Annotated in this window: 20 protein-coding genes; 3 read left to right on the forward strand and 17 right to left on the reverse strand. The window is 31.1% G+C overall.

The window, feature by feature from the left end; genetic code table 11:
• The first annotated feature begins 221 nt into the window (after positions 1–221).
• Positions 222–1,046: a LysM peptidoglycan-binding domain-containing protein gene (locus tag CD121_RS06930; protein WP_124760804.1), complete on the forward strand. Its 825-nt coding sequence runs from the start codon at positions 222–224 to the stop codon at positions 1,044–1,046.
• 505 nt (positions 1,047–1,551) lie between these two features.
• On the opposite strand, the gene CD121_RS06935 is transcribed toward CD121_RS06930, so the two are convergent.
• Together CD121_RS06935 and CD121_RS06940 are read right to left on the reverse strand one after the other, a co-directional pair.
• Positions 1,552–2,562, reverse strand: coding sequence for an inorganic phosphate transporter (locus CD121_RS06935; protein ID WP_017637227.1), 1,011 nt, complete (start codon positions 2,560–2,562; stop codon positions 1,552–1,554).
• A 14-nt stretch (positions 2,563–2,576) separates the two neighbouring features.
• Positions 2,577–3,194 (reverse strand): DUF47 domain-containing protein, encoded by a 618-nt coding sequence (locus tag CD121_RS06940; protein WP_017637226.1) that lies wholly within the window; start codon positions 3,192–3,194, stop codon positions 2,577–2,579.
• Positions 3,195–3,623: 429 nt separating this feature from the next.
• Between CD121_RS06940 and CD121_RS06945 the strand changes: the two genes are divergently transcribed.
• Entirely contained in the window at positions 3,624–4,013 is a 390-nt protein-coding gene (locus CD121_RS06945; protein ID WP_117239528.1) for a DUF1398 domain-containing protein, read from the forward strand.
• Positions 4,014–4,088: 75 nt separating this feature from the next.
• On the opposite strand, the gene CD121_RS06950 is transcribed toward CD121_RS06945, so the two are convergent.
• The 5 genes from CD121_RS06950 to CD121_RS06970 form a co-directional block, all read right to left on the reverse strand.
• Complete coding sequence (locus CD121_RS06950; RefSeq protein WP_029056430.1) at positions 4,089–5,978, reverse strand: FtsX-like permease family protein; 1,890 nt, start codon at positions 5,976–5,978, stop codon at positions 4,089–4,091.
• Positions 5,968–6,729 (reverse strand): ABC transporter ATP-binding protein, encoded by a 762-nt coding sequence (locus tag CD121_RS06955; RefSeq protein ID WP_126567689.1) that lies wholly within the window; start codon positions 6,727–6,729, stop codon positions 5,968–5,970. The genes CD121_RS06950 and CD121_RS06955 overlap by 11 nt, the downstream gene beginning before the upstream one ends.
• Positions 6,730–6,921: 192 nt before the next feature.
• Positions 6,922–7,962, reverse strand: coding sequence for a sensor histidine kinase (locus CD121_RS06960; RefSeq protein WP_017637222.1), 1,041 nt, complete (start codon positions 7,960–7,962; stop codon positions 6,922–6,924).
• Complete coding sequence (gene graR, locus CD121_RS06965; RefSeq protein ID WP_017637221.1) at positions 7,955–8,629, reverse strand: response regulator transcription factor GraR/ApsR; 675 nt, start codon at positions 8,627–8,629, stop codon at positions 7,955–7,957. Before graR ends, CD121_RS06960 begins: the two co-directional genes overlap by 8 nt.
• Positions 8,630–8,642: 13 nt before the next feature.
• Positions 8,643–9,566, reverse strand: a complete 924-nt coding sequence (locus tag CD121_RS06970) for an NAD-dependent epimerase/dehydratase family protein (protein WP_017637220.1) — start codon at positions 9,564–9,566, stop codon at positions 8,643–8,645.
• Between the two features lie 124 nt (positions 9,567–9,690).
• Here CD121_RS06970 and CD121_RS06975 point away from each other — a divergent pair, with 124 nt between their 5' ends.
• Positions 9,691–10,197, forward strand: coding sequence for a GNAT family N-acetyltransferase (locus CD121_RS06975; RefSeq protein ID WP_046466422.1), 507 nt, complete (start codon positions 9,691–9,693; stop codon positions 10,195–10,197).
• A 130-nt stretch (positions 10,198–10,327) separates the two neighbouring features.
• On the opposite strand, the gene CD121_RS06980 is transcribed toward CD121_RS06975, so the two are convergent.
• The 10 genes from CD121_RS06980 to CD121_RS07025 all read right to left on the reverse strand — a co-directional run bounded on the left by CD121_RS06980 (position 10,328) and on the right by CD121_RS07025 (position 19,440).
• Positions 10,328–11,377 (reverse strand): alpha/beta hydrolase, encoded by a 1,050-nt coding sequence (locus CD121_RS06980; protein WP_017637218.1) that lies wholly within the window; start codon positions 11,375–11,377, stop codon positions 10,328–10,330.
• Between the two features lie 154 nt (positions 11,378–11,531).
• Positions 11,532–12,599 carry a YkvI family membrane protein gene (locus CD121_RS06985; RefSeq protein ID WP_108000049.1) on the reverse strand — a complete coding sequence of 356 codons (1,068 nt, stop codon included), beginning with the start codon at positions 12,597–12,599 and terminating at the stop codon, positions 11,532–11,534.
• Between the two features lie 254 nt (positions 12,600–12,853).
• On the reverse strand, positions 12,854–13,354 hold the full coding sequence (locus CD121_RS06990) for a hypothetical protein (protein WP_017637216.1): 501 nt from the start codon (positions 13,352–13,354) through the stop codon (positions 12,854–12,856).
• 115 nt (positions 13,355–13,469) lie between these two features.
• Positions 13,470–13,832: a dihydroxyacetone kinase phosphoryl donor subunit DhaM gene (gene dhaM / locus CD121_RS06995; RefSeq protein WP_017637215.1), complete on the reverse strand. Its 363-nt coding sequence runs from the start codon at positions 13,830–13,832 to the stop codon at positions 13,470–13,472.
• Entirely contained in the window at positions 13,832–14,410 is a 579-nt protein-coding gene (dhaL, locus tag CD121_RS07000; RefSeq protein WP_017637214.1) for a dihydroxyacetone kinase subunit DhaL, read from the reverse strand. The genes dhaM and dhaL overlap by 1 nt, the downstream gene beginning before the upstream one ends.
• Before the next feature lie 29 nt (positions 14,411–14,439).
• Positions 14,440–15,408, reverse strand: coding sequence for a dihydroxyacetone kinase subunit DhaK (gene dhaK, locus CD121_RS07005; protein WP_017637213.1), 969 nt, complete (start codon positions 15,406–15,408; stop codon positions 14,440–14,442).
• 116 nt (positions 15,409–15,524) lie between these two features.
• A complete protein-coding gene (locus tag CD121_RS07010) occupies positions 15,525–16,541 on the reverse strand; it encodes a FecCD family ABC transporter permease (protein ID WP_070452581.1) in 1,017 nt (338 codons plus the stop codon).
• On the reverse strand, positions 16,538–17,542 hold the full coding sequence (locus tag CD121_RS07015; RefSeq protein ID WP_026083479.1) for a FecCD family ABC transporter permease: 1,005 nt from the start codon (positions 17,540–17,542) through the stop codon (positions 16,538–16,540). The genes CD121_RS07010 and CD121_RS07015 overlap by 4 nt, the downstream gene beginning before the upstream one ends.
• A 45-nt stretch (positions 17,543–17,587) precedes the next feature.
• On the reverse strand, positions 17,588–18,388 hold the full coding sequence (locus CD121_RS07020; protein WP_017637210.1) for an ABC transporter ATP-binding protein: 801 nt from the start codon (positions 18,386–18,388) through the stop codon (positions 17,588–17,590).
• A 218-nt stretch (positions 18,389–18,606) separates the two neighbouring features.
• On the reverse strand, positions 18,607–19,440 hold the full coding sequence (locus CD121_RS07025) for a YitT family protein (RefSeq protein WP_017637209.1): 834 nt from the start codon (positions 19,438–19,440) through the stop codon (positions 18,607–18,609).
• Positions 19,441–19,597 lie beyond the last annotated feature (157 nt).

The following is a 19,597-nucleotide window of genomic DNA, read 5'->3' on the forward strand; positions in this document are numbered from 1 at the left end:
TTTTCATTTAAAAATCGTCTTCAAAACTGTCGTATCAGCATTTATTGTTTAAAAATAATTCAATTTCTAATTGTTAATAATATTACAAGATAATAACAAACCACACAAAGCCCTATATTTTTGTTAGTATGGGTAGCGTAGTGAAAAACGAAAAAGCAATTATACATAGTAATCATTCATTTCTATGCTAATAATTAAAGCAAATTTAAGGAGGAGTCACTTTGAAAAAGTTAGCCTTTGCAGTAACAGCCGCTTCAGGCGCAGCAGCAGCACTTTCTCACCACGATGCCGAAGCTTCTACTCAACATAAAGTTCAGTCAGGAGAATCATTATGGACTATTGCTCAGAAATATAATACTTCTGTTGATAGTATAAAACAAAATAACAATTTAGATAATAATATGGTATTCCCTGGACAAGTCATATCAGTTGGTGGAAGTGCTTCTCAAAGCTCTAATTCAAACACTTCTTCACAATCTGGTTCACCTTCAACACATACAGTAAAATCTGGCGAATCATTAAACATTATTGCTAATAAATATGGCGTATCAGTAAATGAATTAATGTCAGCGAATAACTTAAATGGTTATTTAATTACACCAAACCAAACGTTAAAAATTCCTAATGGTGGTTCAGGTGCAGGTGGCGCTGGTGCTGGATCTGGTAGTGCTACTGCTACTACAGGCAATACAAGCACACAATCACCTTCTTTCAATCACCAAAACTTATATACTGAAGGACAATGTACTTGGTACGTCTTCGATCGTCGTTCTCAAGCCGGTAAACCTATCAGCACATACTGGTCAGATGCTAAAAACTGGGCTACTAATGCAGCTAATGATGGTTATCAAGTAGACCATTCACCTGAAGTAGGCGCTATTATGCAAAGTGTTCCTGGCGTTTATGGTCATGTTGCGTATGTTGAACGTGTTAATGGTGACGGTAGTATCTTAATTTCAGAAATGAATTATACTAATGGACCATACAATACAGATTACCGTACAATTCCAGCTTCAGAAGTATCAAGCTATTCATTTATTCATTAATTAAATACTTAAATATTGATATATATTTATAAAACTACCAACAAAGTTTAATTTTTGTTGGTAGTTTTTTTGTCTTATCTTAATAGATATACAATTATTATGAAGTTGATACATAAAGTTCTAATGCTTTGGAAATCAAATTAACGTTTTCCAAAAGCAGTAGTTCCCTTAGAAGAGACCTAACATAGAGTATTCTAAAGAGAAATGCTGCAAGCAACGCAAGTTGAGCATACTTCTCAATTCGACAATATTTAAGAAACATCACAAATATCCACGTTGAATAAATCATTTTGTAAGAACTACTACCCCATAGTATAAATATTAGTTCTTAATCATCATTCATTTCTTCTCTAAATCTAATACCATTTGTCCTAACCTCTTAAAAATTATAAGTATCTATTCAACTATTTTAATTCAATAGGTAGTTTTCAAGTATACAAAAAAGAAGGTTGGAAATATTTTAATGATTATCCCAACCTTCTGATTTATATCGCTATGTTATATATTATTTTAAGAAGAAATGCATAATAAAGTATACAATCGCAGCTAATATAGCTGAAATTGGTAATGTTATTACCCAAGTAATTATCATACGTTGCGCTGTGCTCCATCTAACACCTTTTGCACGGTTTGAAGCACCAACACCTAAGATTGATGAAGAAACAACGTGTGTTGTTGAAAGTGGGAAATGTAATGATGATGCTACGAAAATAGTTAAGGCAGATGATAAGTCAGCTGCTGCACCATTAGCTGGTCTAATTTTCATAATGTTACCACCAACAGTTTTGATGATTTTCCAACCACCTATTGCAGTACCAAGACCCATTGCTGTAGCACATGCCATTTTAACCCATAATGCTGGTTCAACATTAGAACCATTTTGGATATTAGCAACGATTAAAGCTAACGTAATAATACCCATTGATTTCTGAGCGTCATTTGTACCATGTGAAAATGATTGTAACGCTGCTGTAAATATTTGAAGAAATCTAAAGTTACGATTAGTACGTGTTAAGTTAGCGTTTTTAAATACTACTTTAACAATTGAGTACATAATAAAACCAACACAAAATGCAATAACTGGAGACACAATTAATACAATAATAATTTTAGTAAATCCTTGATAATGTAATACTCCAAATGATCCTTCAGATGCAATCGCTGCACCTGCAATTGAACCGATTAATGCGTGTGATGATGAACTTGGAATACCATATAACCAAGTAATTAAGTTCCATGCAATTGCTGCGATAATAGCTGCTAAAACAACGACTAACCCATGTTGTAATTTAAATGGGTCAACGATATCTTTAGTGATTGTACCAGCAACCCCAGTAAATGTTAACGCACCAATAAAGTTCATGACTGCCGCTAATAAAATGGCTGTTCTTGGAGTTAATGCTCTGGTAGATACGGCAGTAGCTACAGCATTGGCTGTATCATGGAAACCATTGATAAAGTCAAATATTAATGAAAATATAACTATAGCTATCGTGACGATTAAAATATATTCCATAAGTGAGGACTCCCTTAGCTATTTTTCATGATTATAGTTTCAAAATTATTCGCGACTGTTTGGCATTTATCTGCAATTTCTTCCATGCTTTGATAAATATCTTTTATTTTAATTAATGTGATTGGATCTGTCTCACTATTGAAGATATGTTTTATAGACTGTCTTAAGATACCGTCACAGTTCGTTTCAAACTCTTTAATATTAATTGAGTGAATACGCATGTGAGATAATTTTTTATCTACTAATAAACCTACAGCAAGTTTCATTTCTGCTACTGCTTTTTGAATATTATCAACAAATTCAGCCATGAATTCATCTGTATATTCAATTGAATACATTTCAAACATTCCTGAAGTTTCTTCCATAGCATCTAATACATCATCAATTGCGTTACATAAAGATAAAATATCTTCACGTTCAATTGGCGTGATAAAAGTCTGGTTTAAATCAGTAATCACTTGATGCATTAATTCGTCACCATGAGATTCGTAAGTTTTGATATTGTCAGAATATGCTTTTAAATCTAAGTGTGTGTTGAAATCCATTTTTCCAAACTCGATTGCAGCACGGTCAAGATTGAAAACCATTTCCTCTAACTGAACCATGAACTTATCTTTTTTCTTACTAAACATTCAAAATCCTCCATTTGAGCGATTGTTACCAATCACATTCATAAATTTTTACTCCATAAGATATGTGGAACACATTTACAATTTTCAGAAAAAAGGAGATTCACTTTTTCATTATGTAAATATTTTGTAAATCATAGTTATAAGCAATGATGTTTGCGTTCAAATAAATTGCGTTTTGTTCCTACTTGAAAATATCACAAAATTTACATAACTACAATTCAATTTACAAATTCTTAACAAATACGCAATTAAAATTTTACATACCTTCTTCATTATGCCCAAAACGGGTATAATGACAATTCCACTTTATAATTTAACGTTTTATATGATGACTTTCAATTATTTTCCATGAACTAATTATGGATCATAAATTTTGCTATTATATTCCTACCATTTTATAATAACAATACTTAACCAAAGGAGACTAAAATGGAATTTACATTAAAAGCGATTCAAGATGCACATAGTAAATATACTGGACCAGATTTTCCAAAGCTATTTAAAGCTTTTAAAGATATGGGGATGACAACAAACATCGTTAACATTCAACAAGGTACATCAACATATGTTAATACCGAGAAACAAACGATTACTACAAATGGTGTTAAAGCGACACATGATGTGGCAACGTCTTCTCATTCTAGTAGCGTCAAAGATATACTTAAACGTCACCAAAATGGGGATACAGATTTCCCTACTTTTTGTGAAGAAATGGCACAAGCTGGTATATATAAATGGGATATTGATATTAATGCAGGTACTTGTTCATACATTGATTTAAATGAACAAACGATTGTAAGTGAACAAATACCTCAATAGCAATATTAATTATTATATAAAAAGGAATTCATACAGCGTCTTATAAACGGTGTTAATGAAATCCTTTTTTATATTCTATATTGAATGCCTGATTGTTCTTTTTGAATGGTTATATGCTGCCAATGCAAATATAGCATAAATAGCTGTATATACTGCCATGACAATAAAAATTGGTGTTTGGTTTGTAGAACCTAATAATGTCATAAATGCTAGAGAAGCAAAGTAAGCATGTAATAATGCAATCACTAAAGGTAAAGCAAAGTTGAAGAATACTTTAAGTTTTAAACCTTTTGCCATATCTTGATAAGTAAAACCTAATTTCCGTAATATCGAATAATTTTCTATTTCATCTTCAGTTTCATCTATTTGTTTAATATAGATAATACATCCGGCAGCAATTAAAAAAGTAACCCCTAAAAATGATGTAACAAATAATAATACTCCTGTTAAGCTTGAAATTTCACTTGCAGCTTCACTTCTAGTTTCAATATTCTTATCCACATTTTTAACAGCATTTTGTAATTCCGGCATATCTTTTTTATGCTTAATATCAAAACCGTATTGGGATACAATATCTTTTGCTTCAGTATGATTTCTTAAATACTGGTAGTCTTTATCATTCAAAACTAAAGTTGGTCCACCTAAGTCTACATCACTCATGAAATATATTTGATTAATTTCTTTGTATAATTTAACTTTTATCGAGTGTTGTTTTGTACCTAACTTGGTTACACCATGTTTTTTGTATTTCATCATATCGCTGACTTTACCTTCAGGTGCAATAATATCAGTATATCCTTTAGATACTTCAACATTAGGTATATATTTATCACTCGTTACTGCTACTTCATAAGGTTTAGCAATCCCTTTTTCGAACAATTTGTCTTTAAATAATTTGCTGTATACAACTTCCTTATAGTTGTAAAAATGTTTAATATTTTTATTATTTAACTCATAAGCTAACTCATTAGCCTTATCTTTATCTTTTAACGTAACATCATGTGGAGAATTTAGTAATACTTCATTCGTTAACGTACCTCTACTGATAGCTGCAAAACACAATACAGATACTGTTATTGCAGAAATAATAGTCATAACTGTAAGAGAAAATGCATTTTTCTTAATACGATACATAATTGGAGCAGTAAACATAACATCATGAATACTTACAGTATCTTGTCTTATCTTTTTAATTGCTTTAAAAATTAACGAAACTGTACTTCTATAGAAGAAATATGCACCAATGACGGTACAAATTAGAATAACAAATGGTTGAATTAAGCCATTAAAATGTTCTACAACTCTGGTAGATAGATAATAACCAAACAAAATCATAATGATACCTAGTATCCCTAAAATTAAATCACCAATAGTAAACTGATTGTGATTAATTTCTCGCTTTGTCATATTTGAAGCTAATTCTGTAATGGAACGTCTTCTTATATAAAGATAACTTTGACTAACAGTCAATATGTACGCAACTAAAATTAATAGAAGTGCTTGTATTATAGCCGATACACTAAAGATAATTGATACGGTGATATTAATTCCAAGTAATCTTAATACAATCATTAACAATATTTTTGATCCAAAGATTCCTATAATAATACCTAAAATAGAAGTAGTTATAAATATAAGCAACTGTTCTATCATAATCATTTGCATAATATTAAATCTAGAAAGACCAATCGTTTGAAACAACGCAAATTCACGTCCACGTCGCTTTAAAAACAATAGATTCGCATATAAAATAAATACGATAATCAGTACAAAAAGAAAATAACTACCTATTTGCGATCCTTCTTTAATAATTGGATAATTTTGTTTTCCATATAAATGATGTGCATATTTTAAAGTGATAAAACTAAAATAAAGGACTACGCTAATTACTAATGAAAATAAATAAATCGCATAATGTGAAAATTTTTGTTGGAAATTTTTAAAAACAATTTCTTTAAAGGTCATAATTCACTCCACCAAGCACACTTTGTGTTCTAATAATCTCATTATAAAATGTCTGTTTATTATCTTCACCTTGGAATATTTCTGTGAATATCCTTCCATCTTTTAACATCACTACACGATTCGAATAACTTGCGGCTACAGGATCATGTGTAACCATAATAATTGTTGTATTAAATAATTCATTCATCTTAGTTAATCTTTTTAATAAGTCTTGCGTACTTTTTGAATCTAACGCTCCTGTTGGCTCATCAGCAAATATAATGGAAGGATTTGTAATAAACGCTCTTGCTGCAGAAGTTCTTTGAATTTGACCGCCTGAAAGTTCAGAAGGATATTTATCACTAATATCCTTAATATTTAAAGCTTCTACAACTTTTTCATACCGTTCCTTCATTTCTTGTTTGGGTATTTTCTTAACAGATAGCGGTAGCATAATATTCTCTTTTACTGTTAATGTATGTAAGATATTATAATCTTGGAAAATAAAACCTATTTCCTTTTTACGTATATTAGATAAATCTTTATTAGATAATTTATCCAACGCTTGACCATTTAATTTTATTGATCCTTGTGTAGCATAATCTATAGAGCTAAGTACATTCAATAGCGTTGTCTTGCCAGAGCCTGAAGGACCCATAATCGATATAAATTCGCCCTTATCAACTGACAAATTAATATCATGTAGTATTTCTTGAGAAGAATGTTGATTTCCATATATTTTAGTTAATTGATTTACTTCTAATATTGTCACGTTAACACTCCTAATAATCACTGCTCAATCACATTGCAATGAGGTTGAAACATAAAGTTCTTGTGCTCTGGGAAACTTGATTAACGACGACCCAAAAGCAGGATTTTGCCCCGACCTCTTTTATATTTTCACTTTTATATTATAACGATTCCTTATTACAAATGTACTAATAATGAATAACAAAACGCATGCTTAAAATGACAATGTTGTCACTTCAGACATGCGTTCAATGACTTCATTTTGTTGTGGGAATATGAGACTAAATGTAGTTCCTTTACCTACAACAGAATCTACTTTAATTTCAATACCTAATTGTGATTTAACACTATCCACTAAATATAGCCCCATGCCTGATGACGTCGTCTCATTTCTATTAGCCGTGGACGTATAACCTCTATCAAAGATACGAGGCAAATCTTTTTGGCTAATGCCACGTCCATGATCTTTAATTTCTAGTGTAATATGGTTATCAGTTAATTTACCGCTTATTTCAATCATATTATTTTCACTATATTTCAGTGAATTAGATAAGATTTGTCTTATCATCATTCGGCACCATTTCAAATCTGTATAAACGTTAAAATCATCAGTAAAATTCAATTCAAAACCTATACCTTTTATCTGGCTAATATGTCGTGTTAGTTGAATTTCGTCAATAACCATTCTTTTTAAAGAAACGTAGTCAAAATACATATCTTTATTTTGTGTTTCTAAACGTGTTAAATATAATTGTTTATCTAACATTTCATTGATACGCGACCATTCATATAATAATGCTTGTTTACGTTGAGCATCTTGTTCTTGGTCGATGATTAATTTCAATGCTGTAACAGGTGTTTTAATATCATGAACAAATTCAGTTATACTTTGTTCGTGATTATTGATTTGTACTTGTTGTTCTAAAACCTTATCCTTTTGAGTAGTAATATTACGATATAAATAATCTACTATTTGTTGTTGGAATGGTGTTTCAGCCAAGTCTTTATGTTTAATTTCTTCAATTTCTTTGTTCTTTTCAAAATGCTTCGTCAATCTCGATTCTTTAAAGAAAGTAATGATAATAAATATGATACTCATACCTAAATTAAGCACCACAATATACCATACACTATCAGCAGAAATATCATAATCGATATATGAAATGCCTAGCATAACAAGATTGATAAATACAATCCATATAATCCAATTTATACGTGATTTAAAAAACAACCAAAACCATTTAAAGTTATTCATGAGCCATATACCCTTTACCTACTTTGGTTTCAATAGCACTATCCATCCCTATTTCTGATAGCTTCTTTCTTAATCTATTTACATTAACAGTTAATGTGTTATCACTAACAAAGGCTTCATCGTCCCATAAAGCAGTAATCAATGTATCTCGTGAGACAATTTGATTTCTTTTGTTAACTAACATTTCTAAGATAATCATTTCAGTTTTAGATAAGAAAATGACTTTATCCCCTTTTTGAATACTATCTTTCGATAAATCAACGGTAGCATCTTGCCAGTTTAAAGTACGTTTTTCTTCAACCCCAAATTCATACACTCTGCGATAAACAGCTTGTAATTTAGCAATCAGCACATTAGTATAAAATGGTTTTTGGATATAATCATCTGCACCTAATTCCATACTCATGACTTGGTCCATTGGATTATCACGAGATGATAAAAATAAAATGGGCACGTTAGATACTTGTCTCATTTTTCTACACCAATAAAAACCATCATATTTCGGTAATTGTACGTCTAATATTACTATCTCAGGATTAAATGCTTCAAAAGTATCCATAACATTGCTGAAATCATCTATCCCTACAACATTAAAATCCCATTGCTCTAATTCTTTTTTCAATTCTTGAAACAGTGTGTTATCATCTTCAACTAATAAAATTTGCATACGAATCACCTAATTATTTTGTATATTTGATTTTTTCTCCTGATTGAATACGTCCTTGGAAATGTTTGATACGACAATCTACTTCAAATCCACGCATCATCATTCCTTGTAATGGTGCTTGTACAAAATAATACACAGGCCAAAACATTTTCGGAATGTAATCAAATAGATGTACTAAAACAATTGCATTACCTTTTAATAGACGGAACTCTAATTTCCCTTGTTTCTTCGCATTCGATTTAACTAATCTTCCACCAACTAATTGCAGTGTAATTAAATCTTTTTCAGTAATCATTCTTTTTAATATAGCTAAAGGCTTATTTTTATTTTTAACATAAATATAATAATAATCATTACTTTTATAAGTCTTTACAATTGTACCTCTCGTTTTATCAAGCCAATTAAAAAAGTATTCTACAACTTGATTGAGCGTCCATTTTTTAGGAAGCACTATTTTCGTCGCAGTTCTGACATCATCATACTTTGAAACTTGTAACTCAACATTAATATGTGGACGTTTTATTTCTAATTGTGTACGTTCAACAGGCACACCATATGCACCCAAACGTTCAATCGTTTGATTATCATTACGACTTCCTGGTATATATACTAGCTTTTTAACTTGATTTACTGCTGCTGCCCTTCCAAAATTGTCAGCAGCAATTAAATTCAAATCTCGCGCCGTCGCTTGTGTCAATTTTGCAGAGTTTTTAGTTGGATCTAAATAAAAAATAGCTATATCAATATTTTTCATAGATTCAACCACATCTTGATAATTAAAAATATCACTTTGTAGCCAAGTCATATTTGTCGTAGCTTCATGTTCTGGTTTAGGATACTTGGACAATACATATAATTCAGCATCTTCTTCAATAACTGAACTTAAATGTTTCCCAATATATCCTGTTCCGCCTGCTAAAAGTACTTTTGGTTTCATATTTTAACTCCCTTGTGTATAATCTACACTCCAACTGTATTATTGCACGATTTAAAGCAATCTTAACTTATTTATATTATAATATAGAAGTAATCGAAACTTAAATGAATATAGGAGTGTTTTCATGCCTCACGCTATTCGTGAAATTAGTATAAAAGACGTAGACAATTTTATTGAATTACTTACCAAAATTTATGATGAATCTGAATTTACTTTCTACAACCCTGGTGAATACGCACCTACTACTTCTGAAGTTATTAAAAGATTAGAAGATTATATTACTTCTTCATCTAAAGCCATTTATGTTGCTGAAAGTGATGAACAACTTGTTGGCTATGCATTTGTAGGAACAGAAACATATGAACGAACACGCCATGAAGCTATCATCTATTTAGGTGTTAAAAAACTTTATCAACAACATGGTGTTGGACAAGCTTTAATTAATGCAATTGAAGCTTGGTCACTCAACCACAATATCCGCCGTATCGAAGCTACTGTTGTGACAGAAAACGATAGTGCAGTCAATTTGTTTAAAAGTACTGGGTTCCAAATTGAAGGCGAATTAAAGGATAAGTTATTTATTAATAATAAATATTACAATGAATATGTGATGGCCAAAATTTTAAATTAATGCTAATCTCTGTATATTAAATATTATCATAAAATGTATTTAAACAACGTAAAGTAAAATTCCATCATGTATAGAAAATACCGTTAAAACACATATTTCAAGTGTTTTAACGGTATTTTCATTATAATAACTATTCACTAAATGGATCTAATTGAACATCTTGGTTTATATTATTGTTTCCATTTGTGTTTGATTCATTGTTACGTTCAACACCTGAAGAAGAAGTATTTCTACTTAAAAATAATAAGACGCGCTTAATATTTTCTTTTGACTCAGGTTTTTCTAAATGAAATTGGTATTGATGATGTAAATGGTGAGACCCATTATAAAATAATGTATCTACTGGTACATCTTTTTCTTTAAGTTTTTTATAAAAATCAATATTTTGACTATAAAAAGGATCTGCATCTCCTACAGATAAGAAAGTTGGTGGATATTTATTAGTCACTTGATTTATTGTGGACATTTGAGATAAATTTTTAAAATTACTTTCCCAATTTGTCATACCAGTATAACTTCTCATAAATAATTGTATTCTCGGAAATTCTGTCGCTTTTACAGTTTTCATATCATAGAAACCACCAAAGAATATCGCTGCTTTAATTTGTGAAGGTTTGAATTCTGGTTCAAATTTCATTTCATCTCTTAATGATTTGTTTGTTTGCATTGCAACATATTGACTAGTTAATTGTGCACCAGCTGAATCACCGCCAATAATCACTTGATCAAAATCAATTGGTAAATCATGTTCATTAGTTTTGATAAATTTAACAGCCTTATTCATTTGTTCAATTGGTGTTGGATATTTATATTGTGGTGCTAAAGCGTAATTGACGTTGACAACAATATAACCTTGTTCAGCAATTTTAGATAATAAAGGATTTTTATATTGTTTATCTCCTGCAATAAAGCCACCACCGTGCATCCAAAAAATAACAGGTAATTTACTATCTTTACTCATGTCTGATGGCATAATAATATCCAATTTACTATTTGGAACACCTTGGCCGTATGAAATATTTTGCAATAATTTAACATTTTTATTATTTATTTGGACTTTTTCTTTATTTTGGTGATTATGTTCTTGATCATAATGTTTTTTTAATAGTAGTCCTATACAAACACTAACGATTAAAATAACACATATCGTAATAAACAACCATTTATGTTTTGCCTTCATGATTGATTGTCCCCTCATAAAACTTTACTTATATTATAAATTAAAATCTTAACTTTATTTAAAAAAAGCAATTCATCTTTAATTGAATAAGATGAATTGCTTTTAAGGTTAAATCAATCATATTCAATTGTAAAGTGCATTTACTTTTTTATAATTAAGCAATATGATCTTTATCATCACTTTTACGTTTATAATATTTTACAAGCACTGCAACAACTATAAATAAACCAACAATTCCCATGATGTTGTATAAATAATTAATTAAGTCTGCAAATCCTACGAAACTTAAAATATAAGCAGCAATCATCATGATAATAATAAATAGATGATATTTCTTACTATATGGTTCTGTGAATCGTGCAGCAAATGAATAACATAAACCTAAGATTGTATTGTACATTACAGCTAGCATAATAATAGTTAATACTAAACCAATCCAAGGATTAATTGCATTCGCTAAGTTTAATGTAGGTATCGCAGCATCTTTAATTTTTGGATATTCTGCTTGTAATGCAAAATTAATCAATGCAAGTAAGATTGTGTATACAATACCACCGAATAATGCTCCAGCACCTGATACTTTTCGTTTAGATGCATCACCGCCAATAGCAACAACTGTACTAAATCCTACCGCGAAGGCGAGTCCTCCGTATTGGATACCTTTTAAAATACCAAATATAACACTTGGTTTATCTACTGTTTGATTAACATCACTTAATGGCACTGAACCATTAAATAAATAATACACTGCTACTAATACTACTATTACAATTAAAAATGGAGTAACAATTCCTAGAGCTCTTACAATTTTATCGAAATCAAGTAATAGTGTGCCGTAAATGACAACTGTCATTATCAAAGCACCTAGCCAAACAGGAATATGAAAGCTTTCCTGGAATGTTGAACCTGAACCAGCAATCATTGTAACGGCAATTCCAAATAAAAAGAACACAAGAATATAATCAAATATTTTACTGAATTTTTCACCGAAAACATATTGTAGCGTTGATTCATGGTTTGTAGCTTCAAAAGCCGTACCTATTTTAGCTACTTGTCTACCTATAAAACCTAAAATTAAACCTGATAATAATACACCAATATATGACCATAAGCCATATGGTGTGAAGAATTGCATTACTTCTTGACCGGTTGAAAATCCTGCGCCGACTACTATGCCGACATAGGCGAAACCAATTTTGACAGCTTCTTTATTCAGCCCCATGAAAAAATAACCTCCTTCATTTTACACACGTTGAATTATAACGTACTGCTTTTTAATTGCAACCCAATCCATGTAGCTAAAAATAGCTTAAATTCCCAATTTAGACTTTGATATCAAGCATTTTCGGATATTCACTAAATTCAAATTTTAAATTTTCTAAACATTCAATCAATTTATTTACTATTAAAAAAACCACTGAATTGATTTTACACAATTCAATGGTATTTACAAAAATAAGTCAAAATATTAGATTTTTAACGCGCATCTCGATGTTGATTTAACTCATTAATATCAACTACTACGTTGTCCATGCGTTTCGCTGTATCTTTTAATACGTTACGAGCTACATTATTGTTTGGATCTAATTTAAGAATTCGTTTAGCTATATCAAAAGCCTTTTTATCAGAAATAACGGGCTCTGGAATTGCATGTAGTAACAGCATTTGTAATAAGCTTTTAACTTCATTTCCGTCAGTAAGTTTTATGGATGAATCTGCATGATAATATGCAGAGTGTAAAGCACCTTCATAGTCACTAAGTGGATAAACAAGAAGTAAAAATGCTAAATCGTGCATTTCAGGTGTTTCTTCCACTTTCATCATATCTAAAATACAAGTATAGAACATCATACTTTCTACTTCATGTGCACTTGAAATATATGCTTCTTCAAATTCCATAAAATCTGTTTCGGACATTAATTGTCTTACTAAATCAAACTCGCCATTCAATACATGTTTTTTTATAAGATGTTGCATGGCAATGTCCTCCTATTAGCCAGATTTTATCGTACATTTAATATTAATCATATCACATATAATCTTAACTTTCATTTCAAAAAATAAAATTCAACTTAATAAATGATAATTTCATTTAAAATGATGTTTGTTTTACTTCATCAAGAGCATCAGACATACTTCCACCTATTGATAATTTAACTGCTGCTGTAAAACTTCCTTCTACTATTGGCGCGTCTACTTTAACAATTTTATATGGCCCATCATACATATCTATAGCCATATCAATATTCATTTCTGATGATCCAATATCATAAAAGCATAATGCATCTTCTTCTAGTCCATTAATTAATTGCTGTACTGTATCAAAAGATGTACCAATATCTCCATTTACACCACCATTAGCTACTACATTAACATCTGATGCCATTTGTTGTAATAATGCTTTAGTGCCATTAGCTATAGCTTCACTATGACTAATGATTACAATTGTCGTCATTATCTTTCATCTCCTATTAATGCATTTAAAACATAAACCATACTTTGTGCGCCCGGATCCATATATCCTTTAGAAGCCTCTTTATAATATGAAGCACGTCCCTTTGTTGCAACCATATCAATAGTCTCGTCTGCAAAACTTTGTAGTCGCTCTAAATTAACTTTTTCGTCTGCTTTAACCGCTTCGAATGTTCGTGCTACAACATCATACATTGTCTTTTCGTTTAGTTCAACCTTGCCACGTTTAGCGATAGCTTCGGTAAATGTTTCAAGTAAAGTTACTAAGTTATCGTGGTCAATATCATCACTAACGACTTCTGCCATTTTAACAAAACTAAACCCGTATAAGGGCCCTGAGGCACCGCCAATATTGGACATTAGTGTCATGCCAGTAGATTTAAATAAATTTTTCATTGAACTGTCGTCTACTTTATCTTTTAAATTTTCGAATCCTCTTAACATATTTACACCATGGTCTCCATCACCAATAGCTCTATCAAGTTCTGTTAATGTATCTTCTTGTTCTTTAAACGTATTTTCTAATTCTAATAAGTGTTGTTTCGTTGTATTAATATCCATTATTAGCCCTCCTTGTTATTTTTTATTGATTAAGCGTTAAAATATCGACTAGTCGTTGGTGCAAGTAATGCTTCTAGGAGTTTTTCAGAATAAGGTACGATTGTGATTGAAAATCCTTGCATATCTAATGATGTCATATAATCTCCCACATACCAATGTTTCACATTTACATTTTGAGCCTCAAAGTATTTTTTGATATATGACGTTGTAATGTTCAGTTCAGACAATGGTGTGCCACCCATACCATTGACCATTACGATAACATTCTCAGTCTCAACTTCTTTTAACAATGCATCACCTAAATGCTTCACAATGTCATCAATAGACTCCATTTTTTGACGATGTAGTCCTTTTTCACCATGAATACCAATACCAATTTCAATATCATTTTCATTTATATCAAATCCATATTTACCAGTTGTTGGTACCATTGGTGGTGTTAATGCCATTCCAATACTTTTAATAGTAGGTAATATATTTTCAACTTTAGATTTAATATCCGCTAACGACTCGCCATTCTCTGATAAATAACCCGCATATTTATGAATGAAGACTGTACCAGCAACTCCACGACGCTGTTCTACATCAGATACAGCAATATCATCCTTAACAACAACCATATCTACATTAATATCTTCCATTTCGGCCATTTCTTGAGCCATTTCAAAATTCATTACATCTCCAGCATAATTTTTAACAATTAATAATACGCCATCACCAGTATCAACATATTTAATAGCTTCTAAAATTTTATCTGGCGTTGGAGAAGTAAATACCTCACCACATACCGCAGCATCAAGCATACCTTGTGCAACATATCCAGCATGTGCAGGTTCATGACCGCTCCCTCCACCTGAAACGAGTGCTACACCTGATGTCTTTTTATCTTTTTTAACAATGATTGTATCTTCAATAATATCTAGCTCAGGATGTGCAATTAAAAATCCATCAAGCATATCACTTAAAAAGTCTTGTTTATCTTTAATTAGTTTCTTCATTGTTAGCCCTCCTTTGTCATTCATGTCTATTATAAATCAACCCTTTTAGAAAACGTTAACAATATACATAACAAAAGAGCGAAGCCTCCTAAAGACTTCACTCTTTTTCACACAATTTATACACTTTTAGTTTTATACATAAGATATAAGAAATAAGGTGCTCCAATAATAGCGACTATAATACCCGCTGGTACGCCAGTTGGTTCTAAAATAACTTTACCAAAAGTATCTGAGAATACTAATAGGAATGCGCCAACTAGTACTGCTATTGGTAAAAATAATTGATGACGTGGACCAACGATTCGTTTAGCTATGTGTGGTCCCATTAATCCAATAAATGATATAGAACCAGCCACTGCAACAGCTACTGAGGAAAGTACGACTGCAACAAAGAATAACACCATACGTTCTTTGCCCACTTTAACGCCTAATCCTTTAGCTACATGTTCGTGTGTATTAATAATATTAAGTTCATTAGATTTATAAAATAAATAAGGTAATATCACAATAATCCATGGTAAAAAGGCAGCGACGAATATCCATTCATCTCCCCATATATTACCTGCAAACCATGTAGCAATAAATTCAGATTGATCTTCATCAAATTTTGACATTAAAGTGATTGAACCACCATATAATGCGGTTTGCATACCTACACCAATTAATACCATACTTGAAGGTGTGACACCATTTCGCTGATTAATACTAAACATAAATATAACTAACGCAGTTGCTACACCACCTATGACACTAATAAGGGGTAATACATAGACAAAATTGTCAGGTTTTATTTGTCCTATCGTAATAAATAAGGCAATAGCAAAACCACCACCAGCATTAATACCTAAGATACCTGGTTCAGCTATTGGATTTTTCGTGACACTTTGAACAATTGCGCCACTCATACTTAAAGCAGCTCCTGCTAGAATAGTAATCAACATTCGGGGCAGTCTAAAATCCACCAAAATGAGTGTATCTGTATAGTCGCCCTGACCAGTCAATATTTTAAAGAATTTACTTACTGGTATATTATATTCACCGGAGGCTACGCTCCACGTACAAGCTAAAAAGACTAATATTACAAACGTAATAAACGTGATGATTTGTTTGCGTCTTAACTTACTGTCTATCATATAGAACGTCCCCCTCTTTTAACTAAATATAAGAAGTAAGGAACGCCAATAAATGAAATAATTGCACCTACAGGCGCGCCACCTAAATATCTTGCTAACATATCAGCTACTAACATTAAAATACCACCTAATAAAGCAGTCAAAGGTAACACTTTAGCATAATCTGTTCCAATTAAAAATCTAACAATATGTGGCACCATTAAACCTACAAATGCAATTTGTCCTACCATTGAAACAGCAACACCAGCAAGTATCATTGATAAAACTAATATCACAACACGAATTACTGTTACATTTTGTCCTAAACCTTTAGCTAAAGATTCTCCCAAGTTTAATATCGTTAATTGTTTACTCATCGTAAGAATAATAAGTAACGCAATTATAATGATAGGCGCAGTCCATATAATTTGAGACCATGTTGTACCTGATACACCACCGGCACTCCAAAATGTAAGAGATTGGTTTAATCTAAATATGAGTGCTACACCTTGACTTAACGCAGTTAACATAGCACTTACAGCTGCACCAGCTAAAATAATACGCATAGGATTAAATCCGTCTTTTCTTGAACGGCCAATCATTAATACAATTGTTCCACCTAATAATGCACCAAGAAATCCTGCAATCATTAGTAATGTAAAAGGAGCTTCTGGATAAAAGGCATATGTCAGTGCTAATCCGAATGAAGCGCCAGAGTTTAATCCAATTAAACTTGGATCTGCCAAACTATTTTTCGTTACGCCTTGAATAACTGCACCTGCAACGGATAAAGCCATACCTACTAATATAGCACCTAAATCTCTAGGTATTCTAATTTCACTTATTACATTGTGTTGTTGGTTTTTTGGATTATAGTTGAAAATTGCATCTATTATAGTTGGAATATTAATTTTGGCATCACCATATAAAATAGATAAAAATAGCGCTATTGCTAGCACTATTATTCCACCTATTAAATAAGAGATAAATTTAACATTGCCCTTTTTGCTTGGATTTGACATTATATTCATACCTTTTCTATATGATTTATATTTATCTATTACTTTTTATGATGAGTATGATTTATTACATAAGTCATAAGTAACTAATAGTGGTTTACCTGTTCTAGGATCTTCACTTAATACAACATCAATGTTAAACACTTGCTCTAAAATGTCTTTAGTTAGTATTTCATTAGTTTCCCCATTAGCTATAATTTCTCCTTTTTTCATAGCAATAAGATGGTCTGAGAAACGGATAGCTTGGTTAATATCATGTAACACCATAATAATGGTACAACCTTGTTCTTCATTTAATTTTTGAACCAATTCTAATATTTCTAATTGATGAGAGATATCTAAATAAGTTGTTGGCTCATCTAAGAAGATAATATCAGTACGTTGTGCTAAAGCCATTGCAATCCACACACGCTGTCTTTGACCACCACTTAAGTCATTGATTGAACGATGTCTAAATTCTGATGTTCCAGTAACATCCAATGCCCAATTAATTTCTTTTTTATCTTCTTCAGATAAACGACCAAAGCCTTTTTGATGTGGAAATCGGCCATATGAAACCAATTCGCCTACTGTTAAACCATCAGCAACTTCTGGTGATTGTGGTAAAATCGCTATTTTTTTAGCGATTTCTTTCGTAGATTGGGAATGAATACTTTCTCCATCTAAATTAATTGATCCATCTTTTACGGATAGTAAACGAGAGAGTGCTTTTAATAAAGTAGACTTTCCACAACCATTTGGTCCTATAATTGATGTCACTTTACCATCAGGAATCTCAACATCTAGATTATTTATAATAGTCGTATCGCCATAACCAATTGTTACTTGTTCACCATTTAAACGACTCATAATTCCCCTACTTTCTAAAAAATTACTTTATATTCAGAAAAGATAACTGTACTTTTATATTTTTAATATCAATGTAATTGATAATCATTATCATAATGGTTATTATAACATTTCCACTATTTTTTGACTAATAAATTCATGATTTATTATAAATTGTCAATTAAAAAAACCACTTTAAGTTAACTAGAATGACTTAAAGCGGTCTTATAAATACTTTTTTATTCGTCTATCAAGAATCCATTTCCATACACATCTCTCACATCATGAATAACAAGGAATGCTTGATGATCAATATTTCTAATGATTTTTTTAGCACGTGATACTTGTGTCTTAGTAATAACTACATAAAGTACATCTTTCTCTTCTCGAGTATAATATCCATGTCCATTTAAAATAGTTAATCCACGACCAACTTGTTCGTCAATCGCTTTAGCCACTTCTTCTGGTTTACTTGAAATAATCGTCATCGCTTTCTTAGTATTTAAACCTTCTATTACATATTCCATGACCTTAGTACCTATATAAAGTGAAATAACTGTAACTAGTGCACGATCTATTGAAATAACAGTTAAAGAAATCACTACTACAATTAAATCGAAAAATAATAAAGCATAAGGTGTACTCACATCTAAATATTTATGTGCAATTCTAGCTAAAATTGTTGTTCCAGCCGTAGTTCCTCCAGCTAAAACAATTACTCCAATACCTAAACCAACACATGAGCCACCAAAAACTGCATTGACAATGACATTGCCTGTTTCAATATGCCAAGAATCAGTTAAACTTAGGAATACAGAAATTAGGACAGTTGCTACAATGGTCAAATACATACTACGTTTACTTAAAAACTTATATCCTACAACAATTAAAACTGCATTAACTACAAAGTTAACTATGGCTGGAGATAAATGGAAAGCATAATATAAAACAATAGCTAAACCAGTAACGCCACCTTCACCTAAATTACCAGAAATGATAAATGCATTGACGCCTGCTGAAAAAATAAATGATCCAACTATAACTAAGATTAAATCTCTTACTAATCTCTTCAAGCAACCACATCCCTATTATTATTTTTTTTTATGATTAACAAAATGTTAGCACACGCACATATCCTCCTACAACACCGCTTCTTTAAATAATTCGTATTTTGAGTATTTTATGTTTAAAACCATAATTTTTAAAAGTAAGAAACTTCATTTTAATTAC

Source organism: Staphylococcus pasteuri (genome assembly GCF_003970495.1).
Taxonomy (GTDB): domain Bacteria; phylum Bacillota; class Bacilli; order Staphylococcales; family Staphylococcaceae; genus Staphylococcus; species Staphylococcus pasteuri.